We start from the raw sequence: 21,860 nt of genomic DNA on the forward strand, positions 1-21,860 counted from the left end.
CGACCCCGACAGATTCACCGACACGACAAGGCAAGCAACGATGCTCGACTATCAGAAGGCCCGCGACTGGCAATCCGGCGAGGTGCGCCACGACTACGCACCGAGGGACACCATGCTCTATGCGCTCGGCCTCGGCCTGGGCGCCGACCCGCTCGACGAGCGGCAGCTGCGCTTCGTCTACGAGAAGGAACTCGCGGCGCTGCCGACCATGGCGGCGGTGCTTGCCTCGCCGGGCTTCTGGATGCGCGAGCGGCGCGAGATCGGCATCGACTTCATGAAGCTGGTGCACGGCGAACAGGCGCTGCGCCTGCATGCGCCATTGCCGCCATCGGGCACGGTGCTCGGCCGCACGCGCGTGACGCGCGTGGTCGACAAGGGCGAAGGCAAGGGCGCGGTGTTGCATGTGGAGAAGGAACTGGCCGACGTCGAGGGCCGGGCGCTCGCCACCGTCGAGAGCGTGTATTTCCTGCGTGGCGACGGCGGCTTCTCCCGGGCCGACGGGCGCAGCGACGAAGCCGCCGCGCCGGCGCCGGCCACGCCCGAGGGCGCGCCGGAGCATGTGCTGGACCTGCCCACGCGGCCCGACCAGGCGCTGCTCTACAGGCTCTCGGGCGACCTCAACCCGCTGCATGCCGAGCCGGCCTTCGCGGCCAAGGTGGGCTTCGCGAAACCGATCCTGCACGGCCTCGCGACCTGGGGCATCGCGGGCCGGGGCCTGCTCGAGGCGCATGCCGGCCTCGATCCGGCGCGGCTGGTGGCGATGCGCGCGCGCCTGTCGGCACCGGTCTATCCGGGCGAGACGATCCGCCTCGAGAGCTGGCGCAACGGCAACGAGGTGGCGTTTCGCGCACGCGCGCTCGAGCGCGACGTGCTGGTGCTGACGCACGGCCGCGCCGAGCTGCGATGAAGGCCTGGCGCGTCGAGGCGATCGGCGATCCGGCCGGCCCGCGCCTCGCCGACGTGCCCACGCCGACACCGGCCGCCGACGAGTACCTCGTGAAGGTCGAGGCGGCGGGCCTGAACTTCCTCGACACACTGCTGGTCGAGGGCCGCTACCAGGTGCGACCCGCGCTGCCGTTCACGCCCGGCATGGAGGTGGTCGGCACCGTGGTCGGCGGGGCCGACGCGGGGCTGCGCGTGGCGGCCGCGACGCCATCGGGGCGCTTCGGCGGCTTCGCGGAATGCGCGCTCGTGCCGCGCGCCGAGGCGGTGGCGCTCGAGGCCGACGTGCCGCCCGGCGTGGCGCTTGCGCTGCGAGGCAACTATCCCACCGCGCTGTATGCGCTGCGCCATGCGGGCCGCCTGGCCGCCGGCGAGACCCTGCTGGTGCATGCGGGCGCGGGCGGCGTGGGCAGCGCGGCCGTGCAATTGGGCAAGGCCATGGGCGCGCGCGTGATCGCCACGGCGGGCAGCGATTTCAAGCGCGAGCTCTGCCGGGCACTGGGCGCGGATGCGGTGGCCGACTACGGCGATGCCGACTGGGTCGAAGCGGTGCGCGCGCTCGTGCCGCGGGGCGTGGACCTCGTCTTCGATCCGGTGGGCGGCGAGGTCGGTGCGCAAAGCGCGCGCTGCCTCGGCTTCAGCGCGCGCCTGCTGGTGGTCGGCTTCGCGGGCGGCACGCTCACGCAACTGCCGGCCAATCGGCTGCTGCTGGCCAATGCCTCGGCCATCGGCGTGCTGTGGGGCGAGGTGCGCAAACGCGAGCCGGCCCTGGCGAGCCGGCTGGCGCAGGAGATCCGCGACTGGTGGCGCGAAGGGCGGCTGCGCCCGCTCGAAGCCACGGCTTTCGACTTCGCGCGACTGCCCGAGGCGCTGGCCGCCCTGGCTCAGCGCCGCACCTGCGGCAAGGCGATCCTCGCGATGTCGCCGACGGAACGTGCAGGATCGAATTCGCTTGCGTAGAATCAATGGTTCTACCAAAGGAGACATGATGGACTTCAACCTGCCCGCCGACGCCGAGGAGATGCGCGTCGCCACGCGAGACGCCGTCGACGCGCTGCTCAAGCTCGAACCGCGCTACCACGAGACCGGGGAGGTGCCCGAGCAGGTCGAGAGCACGCTGCGCGAGATGGGCTTCTACGGCATGGCGATCCCCGAGGCCTACGGCGGCATGCCGGTGGACCACCTCACGAGCGTGGCGGTGCAACTCGAGCTCGCGCGGCTGCCGCCGCAGTTCTGGCCCTTCGTGCGCTCGGCCATCGGGCCCGGCGTGCACATCATCGTGGACCACGGCAGCGAGGCCCTCAAGAAGAAGTGGCTGCCCGAGATCGCCTCGGGCCGCTCGCGCAACTGCATCGCGATCACCGAGCCGCATGCGGGCTCCGACGCGGCGCGGATGCTGACCTCCGCCAGGCGCGAGGGCGATCACTACGTGCTCAACGGCACGAAGACCTTCATCTCGAACGCCAACCATGCGCACTCGATCACCGTGCTGGCCTCGACCGACCGCGCGGCCGGCAAGCACGGCATTTCGGCCTTCCTGCTCGACACCACCACGCCGGGCTTCGAGGTGGCGCGCACCATGCCGACCATGGGCTGGATGGACGACAGCCTCTGCGAGATCACCTTCACCGACTGCCGCATCCCGGTGGAGAACCTGCTGGGCGAGGAGGGCCGCGGCCTCTCGTACGCGATGTCGGGGCTCAACGAGGGCCGCCTCAACGTGGGCTGCCAGGCACTCGGCCCGGCGCAGATCGCGCTCGACGAGACCATCGAGCATGCGCGTACGCGGGTCACCTTCGGGCAGGCGCTGGCCGAGCACCAGGCGATCCAGCACATGATCGCCGACATGGCGATGGACCTGCATGCCGCGCGCATGGTGCTGTTCGAGGCCGTGTGGCGCGCCATGCGCGGAGAGGATGCGCGCATGAAGGCCTCGATGGTGAAGGTGATCTGCACCGAGGCGGCCTGCCGCATCGCCGACAAGGCGCTGCAGATCTTCGGCGGCTCGGGCTACTGCCGCGGCACCATCGTCGAGCGCGTGTACCGCGACCTGCGGGTGCTGCGCATCTACGAGGGCGCCTCGGAGATCCACCGCAACATGATCGCGCGGCAGTTGCTGGCCTGAGCCGGGGCCGGCGCGGGCGCGGCGCCCGCGCCCGGCTTCACCGCATGAGTTCGCGTGCGATCACCACGCGCTGGATCTGGTTGGTGCCTTCGAAGATCTGGTTGAGCTTGGCGTCGCGCATCATCTTCTCGATCGGATAGTCCCTCACGTAGCCGTAGCCGCCGAAGACCTGCACCGCGTCGGTCGTGACCTTCATCGCGACGTCGCTCGCGAAGCACTTGGCCATGCTCGCGAACTTGGGCAGCGCGGCCCAGTCGCCGGCGTCGGCCAGGCGCGCGGTCTCGTAGACCAGGCAGCGCGCGGCCTCGATCTGCATTGCCATGTCGGCCAGCATGAACTGGATGCCCTGGAACTCGATGATGGCGCGCTTGAACTGGCGCCGCTGCTTGGCGTAGGCCAGCGCCGCGTCGAGCGCGCCCTGCGCCAGCCCGACCGAGGCCGCGGCGATGGCGGGGCGGTTGAGGTCGAGCGCGCGCATCGCCGAGCGGAAACCCTTGCCTTCCTCGCCGAGGCGGTTCTCGGCCGGCACGCGCACGTTGTCGAGGTAGATCGGCACGTTGATCGTGCCCTTCATGCCCATCTTGCGCTCGTTGCGCCCGAAGCTCAGGCCCTTGCTGTTCTTCACGTCGACGATGAAGGGGCTGATGTCGTCGGCGCCGCCGCCTTCACCGGTCTTGGCGAAGACCAGGATGTAGTCGGCGCGGCTGCCGAAGGTGCACCACTGCTTCTGGCCGTTGAGCACGTAGCTGTCGCCGTCGGCCACCGCGCGCGTGCGCATGCCGCCCACGTCGCTGCCGCAGTCGGGTTCCGACAGCGCGATCGCCGTCACCGTGCGGCCTTCGGCCAGGAGCGGCAGGAAGCGCTGCTTCTGTTCCTCGGTGCCGAAGTGCATCAGCGGCAGTGCGAACATGGTGTTCATGCCGGCCATCAGCGCGCACGATTCCGACACGCGCGAGATCTCCTCGCGCGCGATGCACACCATCGTGAGGTTGGCACCCGGGCCGCCGTAGGCCTCGGGCACCCACAGCTGCAGCAGTCCCATGTCGCCGTAGATCGGGATCAGCTCCTCGGGAAAGCGGTCGTTCTCGTCGATCTCGGCGGCGATGGGCGCCACGTGGCGCTCGACCATGCGGCGCACGCTGTCGCGAAAGGCGATCTGTTCTTCGGTGAAGTTCATGGGAGGAGGTCCTTGGTGATCCAGCGGGGGTTGTTGATGGCAAGCGCCTCGGCCAGCGCGGCGCGCAGGTGCGTCGCGACGCCGGGCGCGTCGGGGTCGAGCCGGCCGTCGCGCAGCGCATCGGCCAGCGCGAGGGACGGGGAGGCGGGGAAGCTATCGCCCTGCAGCAATGCGAGCAGGCGCTGACGCGCTGCCGCGTCGTGCGCGGCGCCGAGCCGCAGCTCGCGCTCGACGATGCGCAGCACGTTGATCGCGATGCGGGTCTGGAAGCGGTGGTAGCCCTCGAGCGAGGGCATCAGCTCGTCCTCGAGATAGCGCGCGGTCGCCGCGAGCAGGGTGGGGGCGGGCGGTACGCTGTCGGACATGGCCGCGGCTCCTTTCTTCAACGATCAACGAGCTGGAAGAAGTCCCACAGCGGCTCTTCCATGCGCCGGCCCACGGCGCACAGCTCGAGGCTCGCGGGCGTGCCGTCGTCGCGCGTGGCGAGACCGCGGCGTACGCAGCCGATGGCCCACTTGAGGTTGGAGAAGGCCTCCCAGAAGCGCACGCGCGCGGGATCGACAGGCGCGCCGCCGGCGCGCTCGTAGGCTGCGTAGAGCGACTCGCGCGCACCGAAGCCGCCGACCTCGGGCGCGGCGCCGAAGCGCCAGGTCCGCATGCACAGCACGCCGAGGTCCTGCATCGGATCGCCGCGGCGCGCGATCTCCCAATCGAGCACGCAGCGGATGCCCTCGGGCCCGACGATCAGGTTGCCGGTGCGGAAGTCCGCGTGCACCAGCGCGTCGGCATCGTCCGCGGGCAGATGGCGGCGCACCCATTGCAGCGCGAAGTCGAGCGCGGGATGACGGAAGCCCGTGGCGTCGAGCAGGCCCGCGTACACCGCGAGTTCCTGCGCGGGCGAGAGCCGCTGCAGGAAATCCAGCCCGGTGGTGGGCATGCGATGGATCGTCGCGAGGATCCGCCCGGCCTGCTCGGTCATCGCGGCGCGCGCACCGGCATGCGCGGGATCGGAGACCAGCTTGCGCCCCAGCGTCTCGCCTTCCACATGCTCGGTGACGTAGCCGCGGCCGAGGCCGTCGTGCAGGTCGAGGATGGCGCGCACCCTGGGCGCCGGCACGCCGTGGCTGCGCGCGGCGATCATCAGCCGCGCGTCGTCGGCGGCATCGAGCTTGGGCGCCGACGATTCCTTTCTCTCGGGTGTGGCCGCGGGTGCCTGCTGCAGGATCAGCGCGACAGGGCCGTCGACGGTCGCGAGCTCGAAGGACCAGGTGGTCTTGGTCGCGCCGCCCGTGAGGCGGCGCAGCGCCTCGACGCGGCCGTGCAGTCCCGCATGGCGGCTCAGCGCGGCGGCGAGCCGTTGCGCCATCGCTTCCGTGGCGGGCTCCATCTCAGATCCTGCGGCCGGCGTCTTGCCAGAACGGGTCGCGCAGGCGGCGCTTGAAGATCTTGCCGCTGTCCTCGCGTGGCAGCGCCGCGTGGAAATCGATGCGGCGCGGGACCTTGTACCGGGCCAGCCGCTCGGCGATGAAGGCGCGGATCGCTTCCGCATCGGGCGCGGCGCCGGGCATGCACTCGATGGCCGCGGCGAGCGATTCGCCCATCTCGTCGTCGGGGATGCCGAACACCGCGCAGTCGCGCACCGCGGGGCATTGCAGCAGCACGGCCTCGATCTCGGCCGGATAGATGTTGACGCCGGCCGAGATCACCATGTCGGCGCGGCGATCGCACAGGTAGAGGTGGTCGTCCTTGACGTAGCCCACGTCGCCGCAACTGATCAGCCCGTCGCGCTCGACCTCGCGGCGCTTCTCGGGATGGTTGTGGTACGTGAAGTCGGCATAGGCCGGCACGCGCACGAAGATCTCGCCGATCTCTCCCGGTGCGACCAGGCGGCCGTCCTCGCCGTAGAGCGCCATGCGCGCGCCGGGCGTCAGCCGACCCACGCTGCCCGGAAACTCCAGCCAGTCCTGCGGCGTGCTCAGCGTGGCGGTGCCGACCTCGGTGCCGCCATAGGTCTCGTACACCACCGGTCCCCACCAGTCCATGAGCGCGCGCTTGGTCTCGGGCGCGCAGGGCGCGCCGGTGTGGGTGACCCAGCGCAGCGAGCCCAGGTCGTAGCGGCGGCGCACCGCCTCGGGCAGCTTGAGCATGCGCACGAACATCGTGGGCACCGCCACCATGTGGCTGATGCGGTGGCGCTCGATCGCGGCGAGCACGGCCTCGGGATCGAACTTGGTCTGCATCGCCAGCAGCTCGCAGGCGGGCAGTGCCTGGCGTGCGTAGGCGTTGGGCGAGGCGTGGTACAGCGGCCCCGCGATCAGCGCGCGCACGCCGGGCTGCAGGCCGTACACGCTGCGCAGCAGCTCGACATAGGCGCGCGCCTGCTCGGGCGTGGCGGCCTCGCGCCGCACGCCCTTGGCGCGGCCGGTGGTGCCCGAGGTGTAGATCATGGTGGCGCGGCTGCGCATCGGCGGGCCGTCCCAGGGCGCGAAGCCCTCGAGCCAGGCGTTCCATTCGAGCGCATCGGTCGGTGGCGCGGCGTCTTCCTCGGTCAACGAGAAGGCGCGAATTGCCTCGGGTGGCGTCGGTACTGTCACGACGATGATGTCCGCGGGGATGCGGTCGCACACCGGTGCGAGCAGGTCGGCATGGCCCACGAGCACGCGCGGGCGCGCGTCCTCGACGATGTAGAGAACCTCCTCGGGCTTGCCGTGCCAGTTGATGGGCACGGCGTAGGCGCCGAGCGCGGCCGCGGCTTGCTGCGCCTCGAGGAAGGCGAAGTCGTTGCGCAGCAGCAGCGCCACCGCGTCGCCCTCGCGCACGCCGAGCGCATCGAGGCCGCGCGCGGCCTGCAGCGCGCGCCGGGTCAGCAGGTCGCGCGCCATGGCGCGCCCGTCGAGGATCACCTGGCTCATGTCGTCGTGTCTCCGATGGAGGCGAACGGCGGCTCCGTCCACCAGGGGTAGGGCGCGGGCATGCCGGTGCTGACGGCATCCGGAAAGCGCGCGGGCCGCTTCTCGCGGAACGAGGCCACGCCCTCGGCCGCGTCGGCCGAAGCGCCACGCGAGCGCAGCGCGGCGCTTTCGAGGCGATGGGCCTCCATCGGATGCGCCGCGCCGAGCATGCGCCACATCAATTGCCGCGTGAGTGCCACCGACACGGGCGCCGCATGCGCGGCGATCTCGGCGGCCAGCGATTGCGCGCGCGCCAGCAGCTCGCCGGGCTCGCACAGCTCGCTCACGAGGCCGCCCGCGCGGGCTTCCTCGGCATCGAAGACATGGCCGCCCATGCTCCATTCCAATGCTTTCGAGATGCCCGCCACGCGCGGCAGGAACCAGCTCGCGCAGGCATCGGGCACGATGCCGCGGCGCGCGAAGACAAAACCGAAGCGCGCGTCGCGCGAGGCGATGCGGATGTCCATCGGCAGCAGCATCGACGCACCGATGCCGACCGCCGCGCCGTTCACGGCGGCGACTAGCGGCTTGGTGCTCGCGAACAGGCGCAGCGCGAGCACGCCGCCGCCGTCGCGGCCCGGTTCCTCGCCGGATTCGGCGTCGCGCGCGGCCGCGGCCGGGTCGAAGGCCTGCGCGCCTTCCGACAGGTCGAAGCCGGCGCAGAAGGCACGGCCCGCGCCGGTGATCACGATGGCGCGCACCGCGTCCTGTGCATCCGCGAGGTCGAGCGCCCGGCACAGCTCGCGGCGCATGGCGCGCGTCATCGCGTTCATGCGCTCGGGGCGGTGCAGCGTCAGCGTGAGCACCGGGCCCGACAGGTCCCAGCGCAAGGTCTCGAAAGTGGAACCGCTCATGCCATCGCCGCCAGCCGAGCCGACTGCGCGTCGACATCGCCGAAGAGCTGGTCGAGCAGCGCGAGGCGGCGCAGGCAGTGGCCCACCGCGTATTCCTCGGTCATGCCGATGCCGCCGTGCAACTGGATCGCGGCGTGGCACAGGCTGCGGCCGTGGCGGCCGATCATGAGCTTGGCGCGCGCGAGGTCAGCGCGCGCGCCGGGTGCGTCGAGATCGTCGGCGGCGACCGCCGCCACCAGCGCCATGCTGCGGCACATCTCGAGGCTCACGAGCATTTCCGCGGCGCGGTGGCGCAATGCCTGGTTCTCGCCGATCAGTCGGCCGAACTGGCGGCGCGTCTTCAGGTAGTCGACGGCCAGGCGGTAGGCCGACTCCATGAGGCCGACCGCGTCGGCGCAGACCGCGGCGGTGCCGGCGGCCAGGGTTCCCTCGAGCGCGCGCAGCGCGGTGGCGGCATCGTGCGGATCGTGCAGCGGCAGCGCCGTGACGGATTCGAAGCGCAGTTCGCCGGCCGGCGTGTCGTCGACCAGGCGATGGGCGCGGCACTGCACGCCCGGGCCCTCGGCATCGACCAGGAACAGGGCGAGGCCCTGCGCATCGTCGGGCGCGCCGGCCACGCGCGCGCTCACCACGACATGGTGAGCGGCCGGGGCATGCAGCACGTTGCATTTCGCGCCGTCGAGCCGCCAACGCTCGCCATCGCGGCGCGCGACGGTCTCGATCCACAGCGGGGCCTGGTGCCCGGCCGCTTCGTCGTGGGCCCAGGCCAGGCGGACTTCGCCGCTGGCCACGCCGGGCAGCAACCGCGCCTGCAGGACGTCGTCGCCCGCGAGCCGCAGCGCGGTGGCGCCGAGCACGATCGTGGCGAGAAAGGGCTCGAGCGACAGCGCACGGCCGAGCTCCTGCATCACCGGCAGCAGGTCGACGGCGCCGCCGCCGAAGCCGCCGTGGGCCTGCGGCAAGGGCAGGGCGGTCAGGCCCAGCTCGGCCAGTTGTCGCCACACCGCTTCGCTCCAGCCCGCGGGCGTGGCGGCGATCGCGCGGCGCTGCTCGAAGCCATAGACATCGCCGAGCAGGCGTGAGAGGCTGGCCTGCAGCGCCTGCTGCTCTTCATTCAGTTCGAAGTTCATGCGGGCCTATCCCAGGATCGTCTTTGAAAGAATGTCCTTCTGGACCTCGCTCGTGCCGCCGTAGATGCTGGCCGCGCGGCTGTAGAAGTAGCGCATCGCGAGCGGTCCGGCCCAGTGCTCCGCGCCGGCCCCGTCGTGCGCGCGGCGCTCCATTGCCGCGGGGCCGGCGATGCGCTGCAGCAGCTGCGCGATCTCCTGCTGCAGCTCGGTGCCCTTGAGCTTGAGCACGGAGGCGAAGCCCGGGTTCTTCCGCGCCGTGTCGTTCGACAGCAGGAAGCGCCAGTTCGTGACCTCGAGCGCGCGGATCTCGGCGTCGAGCACGGCCATCTCGGCGCGCAGCCGCGGGCTGTCGAGCAGCGGCCGGCCTGCCTGCGTGAGGCGGCCGGCCAGCTCGCGCGCATGGTCCAGCCGCTCGCGGCACAGGCCCACGTTGGCGATGCCGGTGCGCTCGTTCATCAGCAGATACTTGGCGCAGTCCCAGCCGCGGCCTTCCTCGCCGACGAGGTTGTCGACCGGCACGCGCACCGCATCGAAGAAGACCTCGTTGAGATGGTGCTGGCCGTCGATCGAGGTGATCGGGCGGATCGTGATGCCGGGGCTTCGCAGGTCGATCAGCAGGAAGGAGATGCCGTGCTGCTTGCTGCCCGTGCCGTCGGTGCGCACCAGCGCGAACACCCAGTCGGCCAGGTGCGCGGTGGTGGTCCAGATCTTCTGGCCGTCGACGACGTAGTGTTCGTCCTCGCCTTCGCCCTCCCGCCTGGCCGAGGTGCGCAGCGAGGCCAGGTCGGAACCCGAGCCCGGCTCGGAGAAGCCCTGGCAGAACCAGAGGTCGAGGTTCGCGAGCTTGGGCATGAAGAAGCGCTTCTGCGCCTCGGTGCCGAACTTCAGCAGCACCGGCCCGAGCATGCCCACGTTGAACACCTGCGGCAGCGGCGCGGACGCGCGGAACAACTCGTCGAGCAGGATCAGCCGCTCGGCCTGGCCGAGCTCGGCGCCGCCGTACTCACGCGGCCAGTGCGGCGCCGCCCAGCCGTTCTCGTTGAGGATGCGCTGCCAGGTGACGGTGTCCTGCTTGCGCGGCGGATGGCCCAGGCGCAGGCGTTCGCGGATGTCGGCGGGAAGCCGGTCCTTGATGAACTGGCGGACCTCGCTGCGGAAAGTGGCTTGATCGGGGGGCGTGTCTAGATCCATCGGGCGAAGCGCTGGTGGCTGAGAGTGGGCTCGGGCCATCATATGCCGGACTTCTTATTGGATCAACCATTGCGTTTCAGGTCGATGCCCTCCCGACGCCGAATTCATCCAATGAGTGTTATGTAAAATCAATGATTCTGTTGGTGGGTGTGCTTCTGGCCCGTTTGGCCGTGACGCTCAGCAATCAGTCCCGAGACGGAAATGCTTCGTCGATCTGCCGTGAACGCGCGACTTCATCGGCGTGCAGGTAGATCGACGTGGTCTGCAGGGAGGCGTGCCGCAGGTTGTCGCGAACGATGGTGAGCTCGGCCCCCCGCGCCAGCGCATGGGTCGCGTGCGTGTGACGCATCCAGTGCGGACTGGCGAGGCGGAGCTTTTCGGCGAGCGGGCCAGCGAGGGCAAGGCCACCTTGGCCGTCTTTGCGCCCTTGCCCATGAGATGCATTACGTACCGATGGGCACGGCACCTGCAATCCGATCGGCCTGAAGTGCCTGTGTCCTGGCCCAAAGTTGCTCGGCGCGTCCAGCGTCGAGTGCATAGGACCTGACACCGTCGGCGAACGGATTAGGCGAATCGTTCACTGGAGCGACGGCACAGTCCTCGAGATAGCGGCCTCCTATCTCGTCCGCGTCGGCCACGACTGCCGCCCAGACCGAAGTCGCCGCTGCCTGCCCGACAGCTTTCAGTTGCCCTGGAGGAAGACCTGCTTCGGCACGCGCCTTGCCCACGGTTTCGAACAGGCCTTGCAATTGCTCTGCCGAGAAGTTGCGCGGCAGTTCGGTCAGGCTGTTGCCGGGCATGACCGCAGCCGCCCGGACGCCACGATGGCGATGACGCTTGTCGAACGCCACCGCAAACAGGGTCTCCGCCGTCTTCGATCGACCGTACGCGACGAACGGGTCGTAGGGCTGTTCCGAGAAGTTCGGATCGTCGAGGTCCACATCGGCAACGCGGTGCGCTTGGGACGACAGCATGACCAGGCGACCGTTGTCGACGAGAAGCGGTTCGATCCGATGGATCAGAACGAAGTGGCCCAGGTAGTTGGTCGCGAACTGGATCTCGAAGCCGTCCTCCGTCAGACCGAAGGGCGTGGCCATCACGCCGGCGTTGGCGATGATGGCGTCGAACGGACGACCGTCGGCGAGCAGTCTGTCGGCGCTGGCGCGCACGCTTCGCAGGGATGCGAGATCGAGTTCGCCCAGCTCGAAGCTGCCTCCGGCCTGCGCCGCCGCATCGCGTACCGATGCCGTTGCCGCCCGGGCCTTGGCCAGGTCCCTGACCAGTCCCACAACGCTGGCGCCACGCGAGACGAGCGCACGCGCGGTTTCGACACCGATCCCCGCCGATGTTCCCGTGACGAGGAAGCGCTTGCCCTTCAGATCGGCACCCGCCAGCACGTCTTGGGCGGTCGATTTCGCATCAAATTTCTTGCTCATGTCTGGTCCTTGCACGTTGTTCAGTTCGAATTTCATTGGCAGAGCCGCTGAAGCTCAGACGGCCAGGCCGCCGGCCACGTCGATCACGCTGCCCGTCATGTAGGCGCCGTTCGGTCCGACCAGGAAGCAGACCAGGGCCGCCACTTCCTCGAGCGTCGCGATGCGGCGTATCGGATGCAGATTCAGGAGCGCCTCCGGCACTCCGTCGCCGAGGACCTCGGTCGCCATGTCGGTCGGCATGACGCCCGGCTGCACGACGTTGGCGGTGATGTTGCGACTGCCGAGGTCGCGCGCCACGCCCTTCGCGTAGCCGACCAGGGCCGCCTTGCTTCCCGCGTAGTCGGCTGCTCCGGCGAACGGAACATGGGTGCCCAGCAGGGAGCCGATGAAGACGATGCGCCCGCCATCGGAAAGCACCGGTGCTGCCGCGCGCGTGGTGGCCACCGTTCCCATCACGTTGACCTGCCACTGCCGGTCGAGGTTGACCGTGTCGAGTGCGGGATCGTCGACGGTCTTGCCTTGCACGGCGATGCCGGCGTTGTTGACGAGGATGTCGATCCGGCCGAAGTGCGACAGCACCTGGTCGACCATGGGCTTCGCTGCGGTCGTGTCGGCCTGGTCGCTTTGGAGGGCCAGGGCCCGAACGCCCTTGGCTTTCAATTTCTCCACCACCGCATTCGCCTTTTCTTCAGAGGCCACGTAGGTGATCGCGATGTCGGCACCGAGGTCGGCCAACGCTTCCGCGGTCGCGGCGCCCAGCCCCCGCGAACCGCCAGTGATGAGGGCAAGCTTGCCCTTCAAGAATTGCTGCATGACATGCTCTTTCGAAGACAACCGCGCGCCGTGTCCCGGGCATCGGGAATTCATAACGATCGGTATCGTAACGAACGATATGGAAATGGACGAGAAGCGTCAAGCGGTTTAATATCGATCGTTACGAAAAAACCAAGGTGGTGCGACTCATGGGACGTCAGCGCGAATTCGATGTGGAGCAGGCATTGGACGCCGCGCTGACCATGTTCTGGCGCAAGGGCTACGAGGGCACCTCGTACACCGATCTGACGCAAGCCATCGGCGTCGAACGCCCGGCGCTCTATTCGGCGTTCGGCAACAAGGAAGCCCTGTTCCGGCAGGCGCTGGAGCGCTACTACGCCCACTATCTCGCGTTCTTCCCCGCCGCGCTCGAGTTGCCGACCTCGCGCGAGGTTGCCGCGCACATCCTCTACAACACGGCGGAACTGAACACCCGCGACCCCGAACGCACCGGTTGCCTGGCGATACACGGCGTGCTGGCCGGGTCGGACGACGCGGAGCCGGTGCGTCGAGCACTGGTCGAGGCCCGTGCCGCAGCTCAAGCGACGTTGCAAGAGCGCTTCGAGCGCGCCAAGCGCGAGGGTGACCTGCCCTCCGATGCGAAGTGCGATGCGCTGGCGGCCTATGTCTGCGCCGTGTGCCACGGCATGGCGGTGCAGGCCAAGGCGGGCTTCAGCCGCGACGTGCTGGAGGCCGTCGCCGATCAAGCGCTTGCCACCTGGCCGGGCAGCGGCCGGTCCTCGGGCAGACAGTCGCAGGGGTGACGGCGAATCCTCGCTGGGCGCCAGCCGCCAGATCGTCGGCGTGGTGCACGGGCCGGCCCGCAAGGGTAGGTGCCGATTTCCGGGCTATAATCGAAGGCTTCGCGGCTGTAGCTCAGCTGGATAGAGTACTTGGCTACGAACCAAGGGGTCGTGGGTTCGATTCCTGCCAGCCGCACCAGAATTTCGGTTCTAGAACCACGGGTTAGACGTTCAGGCGTCTAGCCCGTTTTTCTTTGTGCGCGACCTTCGCGACTACTTGGCGAACAGCATCTCGATGTTGGCGAAGGCCTTGATCTCGATCGCGTTGCCCGATGGGTCGAGGAAGAACATCGTCGCCTGCTCGCCCGCTTCGCCCTTGAAGCGGATGTAGGGTTCGATGATGAACCGGATGCCGGCCGTCTTCAGCCGGTCCGCCATCGCGTCCCAATCGGCGCGCGGAAGCACGATGCCCATGTGGCGCACCGGAACGCCCTTGCCGTCGACATCGTTCTTCTGCGCGACTCCGGCCTCTTCGGGCGCGAGATGGGCCACGATCTGGTGGCCGTAGAAATTGAAGTCGATCCAGTCCGGGGAACTGCGGCCCTCGGGGCAGCCGAGGGTCTCGCCATAGAACCGGCGCGCGAGCGCGAGGTCATGCACGGGAAACGCGACATGGAACGGCGACAGCATCGCGGGGTTGGTGCGGGGGGCAAGCATCGGGGGTCCTCGGTGTGGTTGTACAGGCCCGAACGATAGGCATGCCGATGCAATAAAAAAAGCAATTAATATTGCGGCTTTAGACAAATAATTTTTGTATGAAGCCGAGAGGCCCGGGCTTGCCCCCGGCGCTCGAGAACAGCAGATCGCTTCCATGATCCGAGAACTGAAGACCCTTCTGGCGGTCGCGAGCGAGGGCACCTTTTCGGCCGCCGGCGACAAGATCGGACTCACCCAGTCGGCCATCAGCGCCCAGATGCAGCGCCTCGAGGCCGAGGTGGGCCACGACCTCTTCGACCGCGCCGGCCGCACCGCCCGCCTCAACGATCGGGGGCACCAGATGGTCGGCCAGGCCGAGCAGCTCCTCCGCATGTATTCGGACCTGTGCGCCGGCAACATCGGAACGCCGACCTCGTTCCGATTCAGCATCGGCTCGATCGCTTCGGCGCAATCGCACCTGCTGCCCGAGGCGATCGCGCGCTTCCATCGGCAGTTTCCGGAGGTCCGGACCCGGCTGGTGCCGGGCCTCTCGATGGACCTGGCCCAGCTCGTCGATGCCGGCGAACTCGAGATGGCGATCGTCATCCGGCCGCCCTTCTCCCTGCACAGCGACCTGAGATGGACCACGCTGGCACAGGAGCCTTTCCGGCTCATCGTTCCGAGGGATGCGCCGGACATCGGCTGGCGGGAGCTGCTCATGACGATCCCCTTCATCCGCTACGACCGCGCATCGCTGGCCGGCCGGCAGGTGGACCGGTTCCTGCGGCGCGAACATATTGCGGTGAGGGACGTCTGCGAGGCCGACGAACTCGATGCGCTGATCCGCCTGGTCGCGCTCGGCCTGGGCGCGTCGCTGGTTCCGCAGACGATGCGCAACCGCCGCTGGCCCGCGGCGGTCCGTGTCATCGACCTCGAGGAAGACACCTTTCATCGGGACATCGGCCTGGTTCATCGCAGCAAGCGCAACATGAACGAAGCCTCGCGCGCGCTCGCGCACCTGATCACCGATGCCTATGGCGCGGTGCCGCCCGAGGCTTGAACGCGAGGGCATCGACGCCTGCATGCCCTCCCGCGTCGATCACGCCACCGCCGCGCGTGCGAGTGCCGCATCCTGATCGGGTGTTCCGCCGGACACCCCCAGCGCACCGATCAACACACCGTCGCCATCGAACAGCGGCAAGCCGCCGCCCATCAGCAGCAGACCGCCCGCGTGGATGTGGTCGAAGTGCGGCGCCGGTATCCCCACCTGCAGCGGCGCATTCAGCGCTTCGCTCGGCATCCTGAACATCACGGAGGCGCGGGCCTTGGCGATGGCCAGTTCGCTCGAGGCGAGCCACGCATCGTCCATGCGCGAAAAGGTGACGAGGTTCGCACCGCGGTCGAGGACCGCGAACACCGCGTTCACGCCGGCCTCTTGTGCGGCCTGCCGGCCCCGGGCCACCACGCGGTGGGCATGGTCGATGGCGATGTCAGGCATTCTGCGACCACTCCGTCGCCTGCCACTGCCTGGCGGCATCGATCGTCGCCAGCGGACGCATCGTGCGATAGAGGTGCTCGTCGGCGGGAATGATCTCGACCATCGCGTCGATCATTTCCTGCGGATCGGCCTGATCGAGCAGGCTCCCGCTGAAGTCGGGCATCGGCACGACCGCCTTGTCGGCGTCGTACCACTGCACGAAGCTCTCGGCCCCGGTGTCGTTGAAGCCGGTGCCGAAGACGCCGGGGTTGACGGTCGCGACCTTGATGCCGAAGGGCGCGAGCTCCGCTTTCATCGATCCGGCAATGGCTTCGATCGCGTGCTTGGTCGCGCAGTAGATGCCGAGGAAAGGCACCACCAGGATGCCGCCCATCGACGAGGTCCACACCACCTTGCCCGCGCGGCGCGCCACCATCCTGGGCAGGATGGCCTGCACCAGCTGCAGATGGCCGAACACGTTGATGTCGAACGACTCGCGCACGCGCTGCATCGGGATGTCGGCGATCGAGCCGCCCTCCATGACGCCGGCGTTGAGCACCAGCACGTCGGGATCGAAGGAGCCCGCGTGCGCGATGTCGATGCCGTCGAGCAGGTTGAGCTTGATCACCTCCATCTCGACCCCGGCGGCGGCGGCATCCGCGCGCAGGCTGCGGACCTGCGGCCAGGTTTCGGCGGCGGCCACCACCTGGTGGCCTTGCCGGGCCAGTTCGATGGCCGAGCCGCGGCCGAAGCCCGAGCTCGCACCCGTGATCAAGATCTTCTGGGACATGGTTCGAATACCTTTCGTGTGACTGTGCGAGCCAGTCTAGGAAGGCCATACCATTCGGACAATCCCACCAACGCTTGTTGCTCCGATGAATCCCGTTCATCAATTCAAGGGCTGCGATCTGTTCGCCCTGAATGTCTTTCTTTCGGTCGCGGCGCACCGCAGCTTTCGTGCCGCGGGCCGGGAGCTGGACATCACGGCATCGGCCGTCAGCCACTCCATCAAGATGCTCGAGCAGCGCCTGGCCGTGAGACTGCTGAACCGGACCACGCGCAGCATGTCGTTGACCGATGCCGGGGAGCGGCTGGCGGTCAAGCTGCGGCCCAGCTTGTCGTCGCTCACGCAGGCATTGCAGGAGGTCGACGAGTTTCAGCACACCCCGAGCGGCACGATACGCATCAATTCCAGCGAAGGCGCAGTTCGCCTGGTGCTGCGGCCCCTGCTCGCGCGCTTCGTGCGCACCTATCCGCGGGTCCATCTCGACATCGTCTGCGACGGGAAGCTCGGCGACGTCGTGGCCGACGGCTTCGACGCGGGCATTCGCCTGTTCGAAGCCGTGCCGCAGGACATGATTTCGGTGCGCGTGGGCGGGCCGGTGCGTTTTGCCGCCGTTGCCTCGCCGAGCTACCTCGCGGCGCGCGGTCGGCCTGCCGTGCCGCAGGACCTGCACCAGCACGACTGCATCCGATTCCGTTTCGAGAGCGGTGCGCTCTATCGCTGGGAGTTCGCCCGCCATGGCGTCGAGGAGAGCATCGACGTCAAGGGGCCGATCACCCTCACCGACCAGCCGCTGATGGTCGATGCCGCGATCGAGGGCATCGGCATCGCCTTCGTGCCCGATCACCTCGCCCTGGAGGCATTGCGCGACGGCAGGCTCGAACGCGTGCTGGATGAATGGTGTCCCGCCTATCCGGGCCTGTGTCTCTACTATCCGGGACACCGCCACGTCTCCGGTGCCTTGCGTGCACTGATCGACATGGTGCGCGACGGGGCCTCGTGAGGACGCTTCCTCGCTCGGGAATTTCGCGAGAGCGCACCAGGCATCGCGACCGGTCGCGTTCGAACCCTCTTGAGTTGCCCCGCAACGTCCCGACCTGCAGGGTCTACGGCGCGCGCGTTGCGCCCCCGCGATCGTTGTCGTAGCCTGCACTTCCCGTGGACCTGCACTCGTTTCACCCCTCCGTCGCCCGCTGGTTCCTGCGAACCTTCCCCGGCCCCACCTCGGCCCAGGCCCAGGCGTGGCCGGCGATCCGTGCCGGGCGCGACACGCTGGTGGCCGCGCCCACCGGCTCGGGCAAGACGCTCACGGCCTTCCTCGCGGCGCTCGACGACCTGGTGCGCCGCGGCCTCGATCCCGCCGGCCTGCCCGACGAGACCGCCGTCGTCTACGTCTCGCCGCTCAAGGCGCTGTCCAACGACATCCGCCTGAACCTCGACGCGCCGCTCGCGGGCATTCGCGCCGAGCTGGCGGCGCTGGGGCTGCCCGAGGTCGACATCCGCACCGCTGTGCGCACCGGCGACACGCCGCAGCGCGAGCGCCAGCAGAGCCTGCGCCGGCCGCCGCACGTGCTGGTGACCACGCCCGAGTCGCTCTACGTGCTGCTGGGCTCCGCCTCGGGCCGCAAGATGCTGTCGACGGTGCGCAGCGTGATCGTCGACGAGATCCATGCCATCGCCGCGAGCAAGCGCGGCAGCCACCTGGCGCTGTCGCTGGAGCGGCTGCAGGAGCTCTGCACGGCGCAAGGCGGCGCGCGGCCGGTGCGCATCGGCCTGTCTGCCACGCAGAAGCCCATCGACGAGGTGGCGCGTTTCCTGGTCGGCGCGGGCGCGCTGCGCGCCGACGGCACGGCCGATTGCGAGATCGTCGACATCGGCTATGCCAAGCAGCGCGACCTCGCGCTCGAGCTGCCGCCCACGCCGCTCGAGGCCGTGATGTCGGGCGACCAGTGGACGCAGGTCTATGCGCGCGTGGCCGAGCTCGTGTGGCTGCACAAGACCACGCTGGTGTTCGTCAACACGCGCCGCATGGCCGAGCGCGCGGCGCGGCACCTGGGCGACATCCTCGGCAAGGAGGCGGTGGCCGCGCACCACGGCAGCCTGTCGAAGGAAACGCGGCTGGCCGCCGAGCAGCGCCTCAAGCGCGGCGAGCTCAAGGTGCTCGTCGCCACGGCTTCGCTCGAGCTGGGCCTGGACATCGGCGATGTCGACCTCGTGTGCCAGCTCGGCTCGCCGCGCGCCATCGCCACCTTCCTGCAGCGCGCCGGACGCTCGGGCCATGCGGTGGGCGGCGTGCCGAAGGCGCGGCTGTTCGCGCAGTCGCGCGACGAGCTGGTCGAATGCGCCGCCCTGCTCGACTGCATCCGCCGCGGCGAGCTCGATGCGCTGCGCGTGCTGCCGGCGCCGCTGGACGTGCTGGCGCAGCAGATCGTGGCCGAGACCGCCTGCCGCGAATGGAACGAGGACCAACTGTTCGCCCTGGTGCGCCGCGCCTGGCCTTATGCGCAGTTGTCGCAGGCGCGCTTCATGGAGGTGGTGCGCATGGTGTCCGAGGGCTTCGCCACGCGGCAGGGCCAGCGCGCGGGCTATGTGCACCGCGACGCCGTGCACCACCTGCTGCGCGAACGCAAGGGCGCGCGCATGACCGCGCTGACCTCCGGCGGCACCATCCCCGAGACCGGCGACTACACGGTCGTGCTGGAACCGCAGGCCGACAAGATCGGCACCGTCAATGAGGACTTCGCGGTCGAGAGCCTCGCGGGCGACGTGTTCCAGCTCGGCAACACCAGCTACCGCATCCTCAAGATCGAGCCCGGCCGCGTGCGGGTGGAGGACGCGCAGGGCGCGGCGCCCAACATCCCGTTCTGGCTCGGCGAGGCGCCGGGGCGCAGCGACGAGCTGTCGTTCGGCGTGTCGCGGCTGCGCGAGGAGGTATCGCAGGCGCTCGCATCGGGCGGCAACGACGCGGCCATGGCGCTGCTGACGCAGGCCATCGGCCTCGACGACGAGGCCGCGCGCCAGATCGTCGCGCACCTCGCGCAGGCGCGCGCCGTGCTCGGCGACCTGCCCACGCAGCACACGCTCGTGATGGAACGCTTCTTCGATGCCTCGGGCGGCATGCAGCTGGTGATCCACGCGCCCTTCGGCAGCCGGCTCAACCGCGCCTGGGGCCTGGCGTTGCGCAAGCGCTTCTGCCGCACCTTCAATTTCGAGCTGCAGGCCGCGGCGACCGAGGACGCGATCGTGCTGTCGCTCTCGACCAGCCACAGCTTCCCGCTCGACGAGGTGGCGCGCTACCTGCATTCGGCCTCGGCGCTGCACGTGCTGGTGCAGGCGCTGCTCGACGCGCCCCTGTTCGGCGTGCGCTGGCGCTGGAACGCCACCACCGCGCTCGCGCTGCCGCGCTTCACCGGCGGGCGCAAGGTGGCGCCGCAGCTGCAGCGCATGCGTTCCGAGGACCTGCTCGCGGCCGTCTTTCCCGACCAGGTCGCGTGCGCTGAGAACATCGTCGGCGAGCGCGAGATCCCCGAGCATCCGCTGGTCGCGCAGACGCTCGACGACTGCCTGCACGACGCGATGGACGCCGACGGCTGGCTCGCGCTGCTGCGGCGCATGGAGGCCGGCGCGGTGCGCGTGCTGGCGCGCGACCTGCCCGCGCCCTCGCCGCTCGCGCTCGAGGCCCTGAACGCGCGGCCCTATGCCTTCCTCGACGACGCGCCGCTGGAGGAGCGCCGCACGCAGGCCGTGCAGAACCGGCGCTACACCGATCCGCAGAGCGCCGACGACGTCGGCCAGCTCGACGCGCAGGCCATTGCGAGCGTGCGCGAGGAGGCATGGCCGCAGCCGCGCGGCGCCGACGAGATGCACGAGGCGCTAGGCATGCTCGGTGCCCTGAACGACGACGAGGTGGCGCAGCAGGCGGACTGGAAGAAATGGCTGACGGCACTGGCCAAGGCCGGCCGCGCGACGCGCCTGATCTTCGAAGGCAAGGGGCGCGCAGCGCGCGGCCTGTGGGTGACGGCCGAGCGGCTCGGCCTGCTGCGCGCCGTGGCGCCCGATACGCCGATGCAGCCCGCCATCGTCGCGCCGGACGACGCCGAGCAGCCCGCCGACCGCGACATCGCGCTGCGCGAACTGCTGCGCTCGCGCCTGGGCGGGCTCGGCCCCGTGACCGTCGCGCAGCTCGCTGGGCCGCTCTTCCTGTCGGCCGCGGAGGTCGAAGGCGCCCTGCTCGCGCTGCAGGCCGAAGGCAGCGTGCTGCAGGGCCGCTTCACGCCCGGCGGCACCGAGCCCGAATGGTGCGAGCGCCATCTGCTGGCACGCATCCACCGCTACACGCTCGGGCGCCTGCGCCGCGAGATCGAACCGGTCGAGCCGCGCGACTTCGTGCGCTTCCTCTTCGAATGGCAGCACATCGGCGCGGGCTCGCGCGTGAGTGGCCCGGAAGCGCTGTCGGGCATCCTCTCGCAGCTCGAAGGCTATGAAGCGCCCGCGCCGCTGTGGGAGGCCGAGCTGCTGCCCGCGCGCGTGAGCGACTACGCGGGCGCCTGGCTCGACGACCTGTGCACCGCCGGGCGCGTGCTGTGGACGCGGCTGCGGCCGACGGCCACCGAGGGGCGCAAGGGCGCGGGCAGCCTGTCGCTGCGCGCCACGCCGGTGGTGCTGCTGCCGCGCCGCAGTTCGGCGCTGTGGACCACGCTCGCGCCCGCACCTGCCGACGACGACAACCTGGGCTCGCGCGCTTCACGCGTCGCCACGCACCTGGCCCAGCACGGCGCCTGCTTCTTCGACGAGATCGCGCATGGCACCCGGCTGCTGCCGGTCGAGATCGAGGAGGCGCTGACCGAACTGGTCGCCAAGGGCCGCGCGCGCTGCGACAGCTACGCTGGCCTGCGCGCCCTGCTGGTGCCGGCCGCCAAGCGCGCCTCGGCCGACCTGCGGCGCCGCCGGCGCGCGCCGCTCTTCAGCATCGAGGACGCCGGGCGCTGGACCCTGGTGCGGCCGCCCGCCGCCGCCGAAGCGATGGTGGCCAGCTCCGCCGAGGCCATCGAACAGGTGGTGCACCTGCTGCTGCGCCGCTACGGCGTCGTCTGCTGGCGGCTGCTCGAGCGCGAAGCCGCGTGGCTGCCGCCCTGGCGCGAGCTGGTGCGCGTGTGCCGCCGGCTCGAGGCGCGTGGCGAGATCCGTGGCGGTCGCTTCATCGCCGGCGTGTCGGGCGAGCAGTTCGCCTTGCCCGAGGCGGTGGCATCGATGCGGCGCGTGCGCCGCGAGCCGGGCGACGGCGCGCTGATCGCGCTCGCGGCCAGCGACCCGGCCAACCTGCTGGGCACCGTCGTGAACGGTCCGAAGGTGCCGCGGGTCGCGGGCTCGCGCGTGCTGTATTGCGACGGCGTGCCGATCGCGACCAGCGTGGCGGGAGAGATCAGCCTGCTGGTCGAGCTCGATGCCGCGCGGGCGCAGGCGGCGAGGCGTGCGCTCTCGCTCGAGCCCTCGCTGCGCACCCACCAACTCGCCGCGCAGCCGTCGGCTTGAGTCCGCGCG

19 protein-coding genes, 1 tRNA gene and 1 pseudogene are annotated in these 21,860 nt (G+C 69.9%); 8 read left to right on the forward strand and 13 right to left on the reverse strand.

Going from position 1 to position 21,860, the window contains the following annotated elements; all coding sequences use genetic code 11:
* Positions 1-40 precede the first annotated feature (40 nt).
* From AC07PU_RS03250 to AC07PU_RS03260, 3 genes are read left to right on the forward strand one after another with little or no spacing between them, the layout of a single operon-like run.
* Positions 41-907 (forward strand): MaoC/PaaZ C-terminal domain-containing protein, encoded by an 867-nt coding sequence (locus AC07PU_RS03250; protein WP_495315186.1) that lies wholly within the window; start codon positions 41-43, stop codon positions 905-907.
* Complete coding sequence (locus AC07PU_RS03255; RefSeq protein ID WP_495315188.1) at positions 904-1,902, forward strand: NADPH:quinone oxidoreductase family protein; 999 nt, start codon at positions 904-906, stop codon at positions 1,900-1,902. Before AC07PU_RS03250 ends, AC07PU_RS03255 begins: the two co-directional genes overlap by 4 nt.
* Positions 1,903-1,930: 28 nt before the next feature.
* The gene (locus AC07PU_RS03260; protein ID WP_495315189.1) at positions 1,931-3,067 is read left to right on the forward strand and encodes an acyl-CoA dehydrogenase family protein; all 1,137 of its coding nucleotides are present in this window, start codon (positions 1,931-1,933) and stop codon (positions 3,065-3,067) included.
* A gap of 37 nt (positions 3,068-3,104) precedes the next feature.
* On the opposite strand, the gene AC07PU_RS03265 is transcribed toward AC07PU_RS03260, so the two are convergent.
* From AC07PU_RS03265 to AC07PU_RS03310, 10 genes and pseudogenes are all read right to left on the reverse strand, one after another.
* Positions 3,105-4,244 carry an acyl-CoA dehydrogenase family protein gene (locus AC07PU_RS03265; RefSeq protein WP_495315191.1) on the reverse strand — a complete coding sequence of 380 codons (1,140 nt, stop codon included), beginning with the start codon at positions 4,242-4,244 and terminating at the stop codon, positions 3,105-3,107.
* Positions 4,241-4,609, reverse strand: coding sequence for a DUF6285 domain-containing protein (locus AC07PU_RS03270; RefSeq protein ID WP_495315193.1), 369 nt, complete (start codon positions 4,607-4,609; stop codon positions 4,241-4,243). Before AC07PU_RS03270 ends, AC07PU_RS03265 begins: the two co-directional genes overlap by 4 nt.
* A gap of 17 nt (positions 4,610-4,626) precedes the next feature.
* Entirely contained in the window at positions 4,627-5,631 is a 1,005-nt protein-coding gene (locus tag AC07PU_RS03275) for a phosphotransferase family protein (RefSeq protein WP_495315195.1), read from the reverse strand.
* Between the two features lies 1 nt (position 5,632).
* Entirely contained in the window at positions 5,633-7,156 is a 1,524-nt protein-coding gene (locus AC07PU_RS03280; RefSeq protein WP_495315197.1) for an acyl-CoA synthetase, read from the reverse strand.
* On the reverse strand, positions 7,153-8,049 hold the full coding sequence (locus AC07PU_RS03285) for an enoyl-CoA hydratase-related protein (protein ID WP_495315199.1): 897 nt from the start codon (positions 8,047-8,049) through the stop codon (positions 7,153-7,155). The genes AC07PU_RS03280 and AC07PU_RS03285 overlap by 4 nt, the downstream gene beginning before the upstream one ends.
* Positions 8,046-9,179 carry an acyl-CoA dehydrogenase family protein gene (locus AC07PU_RS03290; protein WP_495315201.1) on the reverse strand — a complete coding sequence of 378 codons (1,134 nt, stop codon included), beginning with the start codon at positions 9,177-9,179 and terminating at the stop codon, positions 8,046-8,048. Before AC07PU_RS03290 ends, AC07PU_RS03285 begins: the two co-directional genes overlap by 4 nt.
* 6 nt (positions 9,180-9,185) lie before the next feature.
* Positions 9,186-10,370, reverse strand: a complete 1,185-nt coding sequence (locus tag AC07PU_RS03295; RefSeq protein WP_495315203.1) for an acyl-CoA dehydrogenase family protein — start codon at positions 10,368-10,370, stop codon at positions 9,186-9,188.
* A gap of 184 nt (positions 10,371-10,554) precedes the next feature.
* Positions 10,555-10,752, reverse strand: a pseudogene (locus AC07PU_RS03300) (tyrosine-type recombinase/integrase); the annotation flags it as partial.
* A 61-nt stretch (positions 10,753-10,813) separates the two neighbouring features.
* Entirely contained in the window at positions 10,814-11,806 is a 993-nt protein-coding gene (locus tag AC07PU_RS03305) for an SDR family NAD(P)-dependent oxidoreductase (RefSeq protein WP_495315803.1), read from the reverse strand.
* Positions 11,807-11,860: 54 nt separating this feature from the next.
* A complete protein-coding gene (locus AC07PU_RS03310) occupies positions 11,861-12,619 on the reverse strand; it encodes an SDR family NAD(P)-dependent oxidoreductase (RefSeq protein ID WP_495315205.1) in 759 nt (252 codons plus the stop codon).
* A gap of 149 nt (positions 12,620-12,768) precedes the next feature.
* Between AC07PU_RS03310 and AC07PU_RS03315 the strand changes: the two genes are divergently transcribed.
* Together AC07PU_RS03315 and AC07PU_RS03320 are read left to right on the forward strand one after the other, a co-directional pair.
* A complete protein-coding gene (locus AC07PU_RS03315; RefSeq protein WP_495315207.1) occupies positions 12,769-13,383 on the forward strand; it encodes a TetR/AcrR family transcriptional regulator in 615 nt (204 codons plus the stop codon).
* Between the two features lie 101 nt (positions 13,384-13,484).
* Positions 13,485-13,561 (forward strand) — tRNA-Arg (locus AC07PU_RS03320).
* A 74-nt stretch (positions 13,562-13,635) separates the two neighbouring features.
* Here the strand turns inward: AC07PU_RS03320 and AC07PU_RS03325 are convergent.
* On the reverse strand, positions 13,636-14,079 hold the full coding sequence (locus AC07PU_RS03325; RefSeq protein ID WP_495315209.1) for a VOC family protein: 444 nt from the start codon (positions 14,077-14,079) through the stop codon (positions 13,636-13,638).
* A 154-nt stretch (positions 14,080-14,233) separates the two neighbouring features.
* On the opposite strand from AC07PU_RS03325, the gene AC07PU_RS03330 reads away from it, so the two are divergent.
* Positions 14,234-15,118, forward strand: coding sequence for a LysR family transcriptional regulator (locus AC07PU_RS03330; protein WP_495315805.1), 885 nt, complete (start codon positions 14,234-14,236; stop codon positions 15,116-15,118).
* Between the two features lie 39 nt (positions 15,119-15,157).
* On the opposite strand, the gene AC07PU_RS03335 is transcribed toward AC07PU_RS03330, so the two are convergent.
* Both AC07PU_RS03335 and AC07PU_RS03340 read right to left on the reverse strand, forming a co-directional pair.
* The gene (locus AC07PU_RS03335) at positions 15,158-15,556 is read right to left on the reverse strand and encodes a GlcG/HbpS family heme-binding protein (protein WP_495315211.1); all 399 of its coding nucleotides are present in this window, start codon (positions 15,554-15,556) and stop codon (positions 15,158-15,160) included.
* Positions 15,549-16,325 carry an SDR family oxidoreductase gene (locus tag AC07PU_RS03340; protein WP_495315213.1) on the reverse strand — a complete coding sequence of 259 codons (777 nt, stop codon included), beginning with the start codon at positions 16,323-16,325 and terminating at the stop codon, positions 15,549-15,551. The genes AC07PU_RS03335 and AC07PU_RS03340 overlap by 8 nt, the downstream gene beginning before the upstream one ends.
* An 85-nt stretch (positions 16,326-16,410) precedes the next feature.
* Between AC07PU_RS03340 and AC07PU_RS03345 the strand changes: the two genes are divergently transcribed.
* A complete protein-coding gene (locus AC07PU_RS03345) occupies positions 16,411-17,322 on the forward strand; it encodes a LysR family transcriptional regulator (protein ID WP_495315215.1) in 912 nt (303 codons plus the stop codon).
* A 155-nt stretch (positions 17,323-17,477) separates the two neighbouring features.
* Positions 17,478-21,851 (forward strand): DEAD/DEAH box helicase, encoded by a 4,374-nt coding sequence (locus AC07PU_RS03350; RefSeq protein ID WP_495315217.1) that lies wholly within the window; start codon positions 17,478-17,480, stop codon positions 21,849-21,851.
* Positions 21,852-21,860 lie beyond the last annotated feature (9 nt).

The sequence above is a fragment of the Variovorax sp. GW821-FHT10D07 genome, assembly GCF_059415325.1.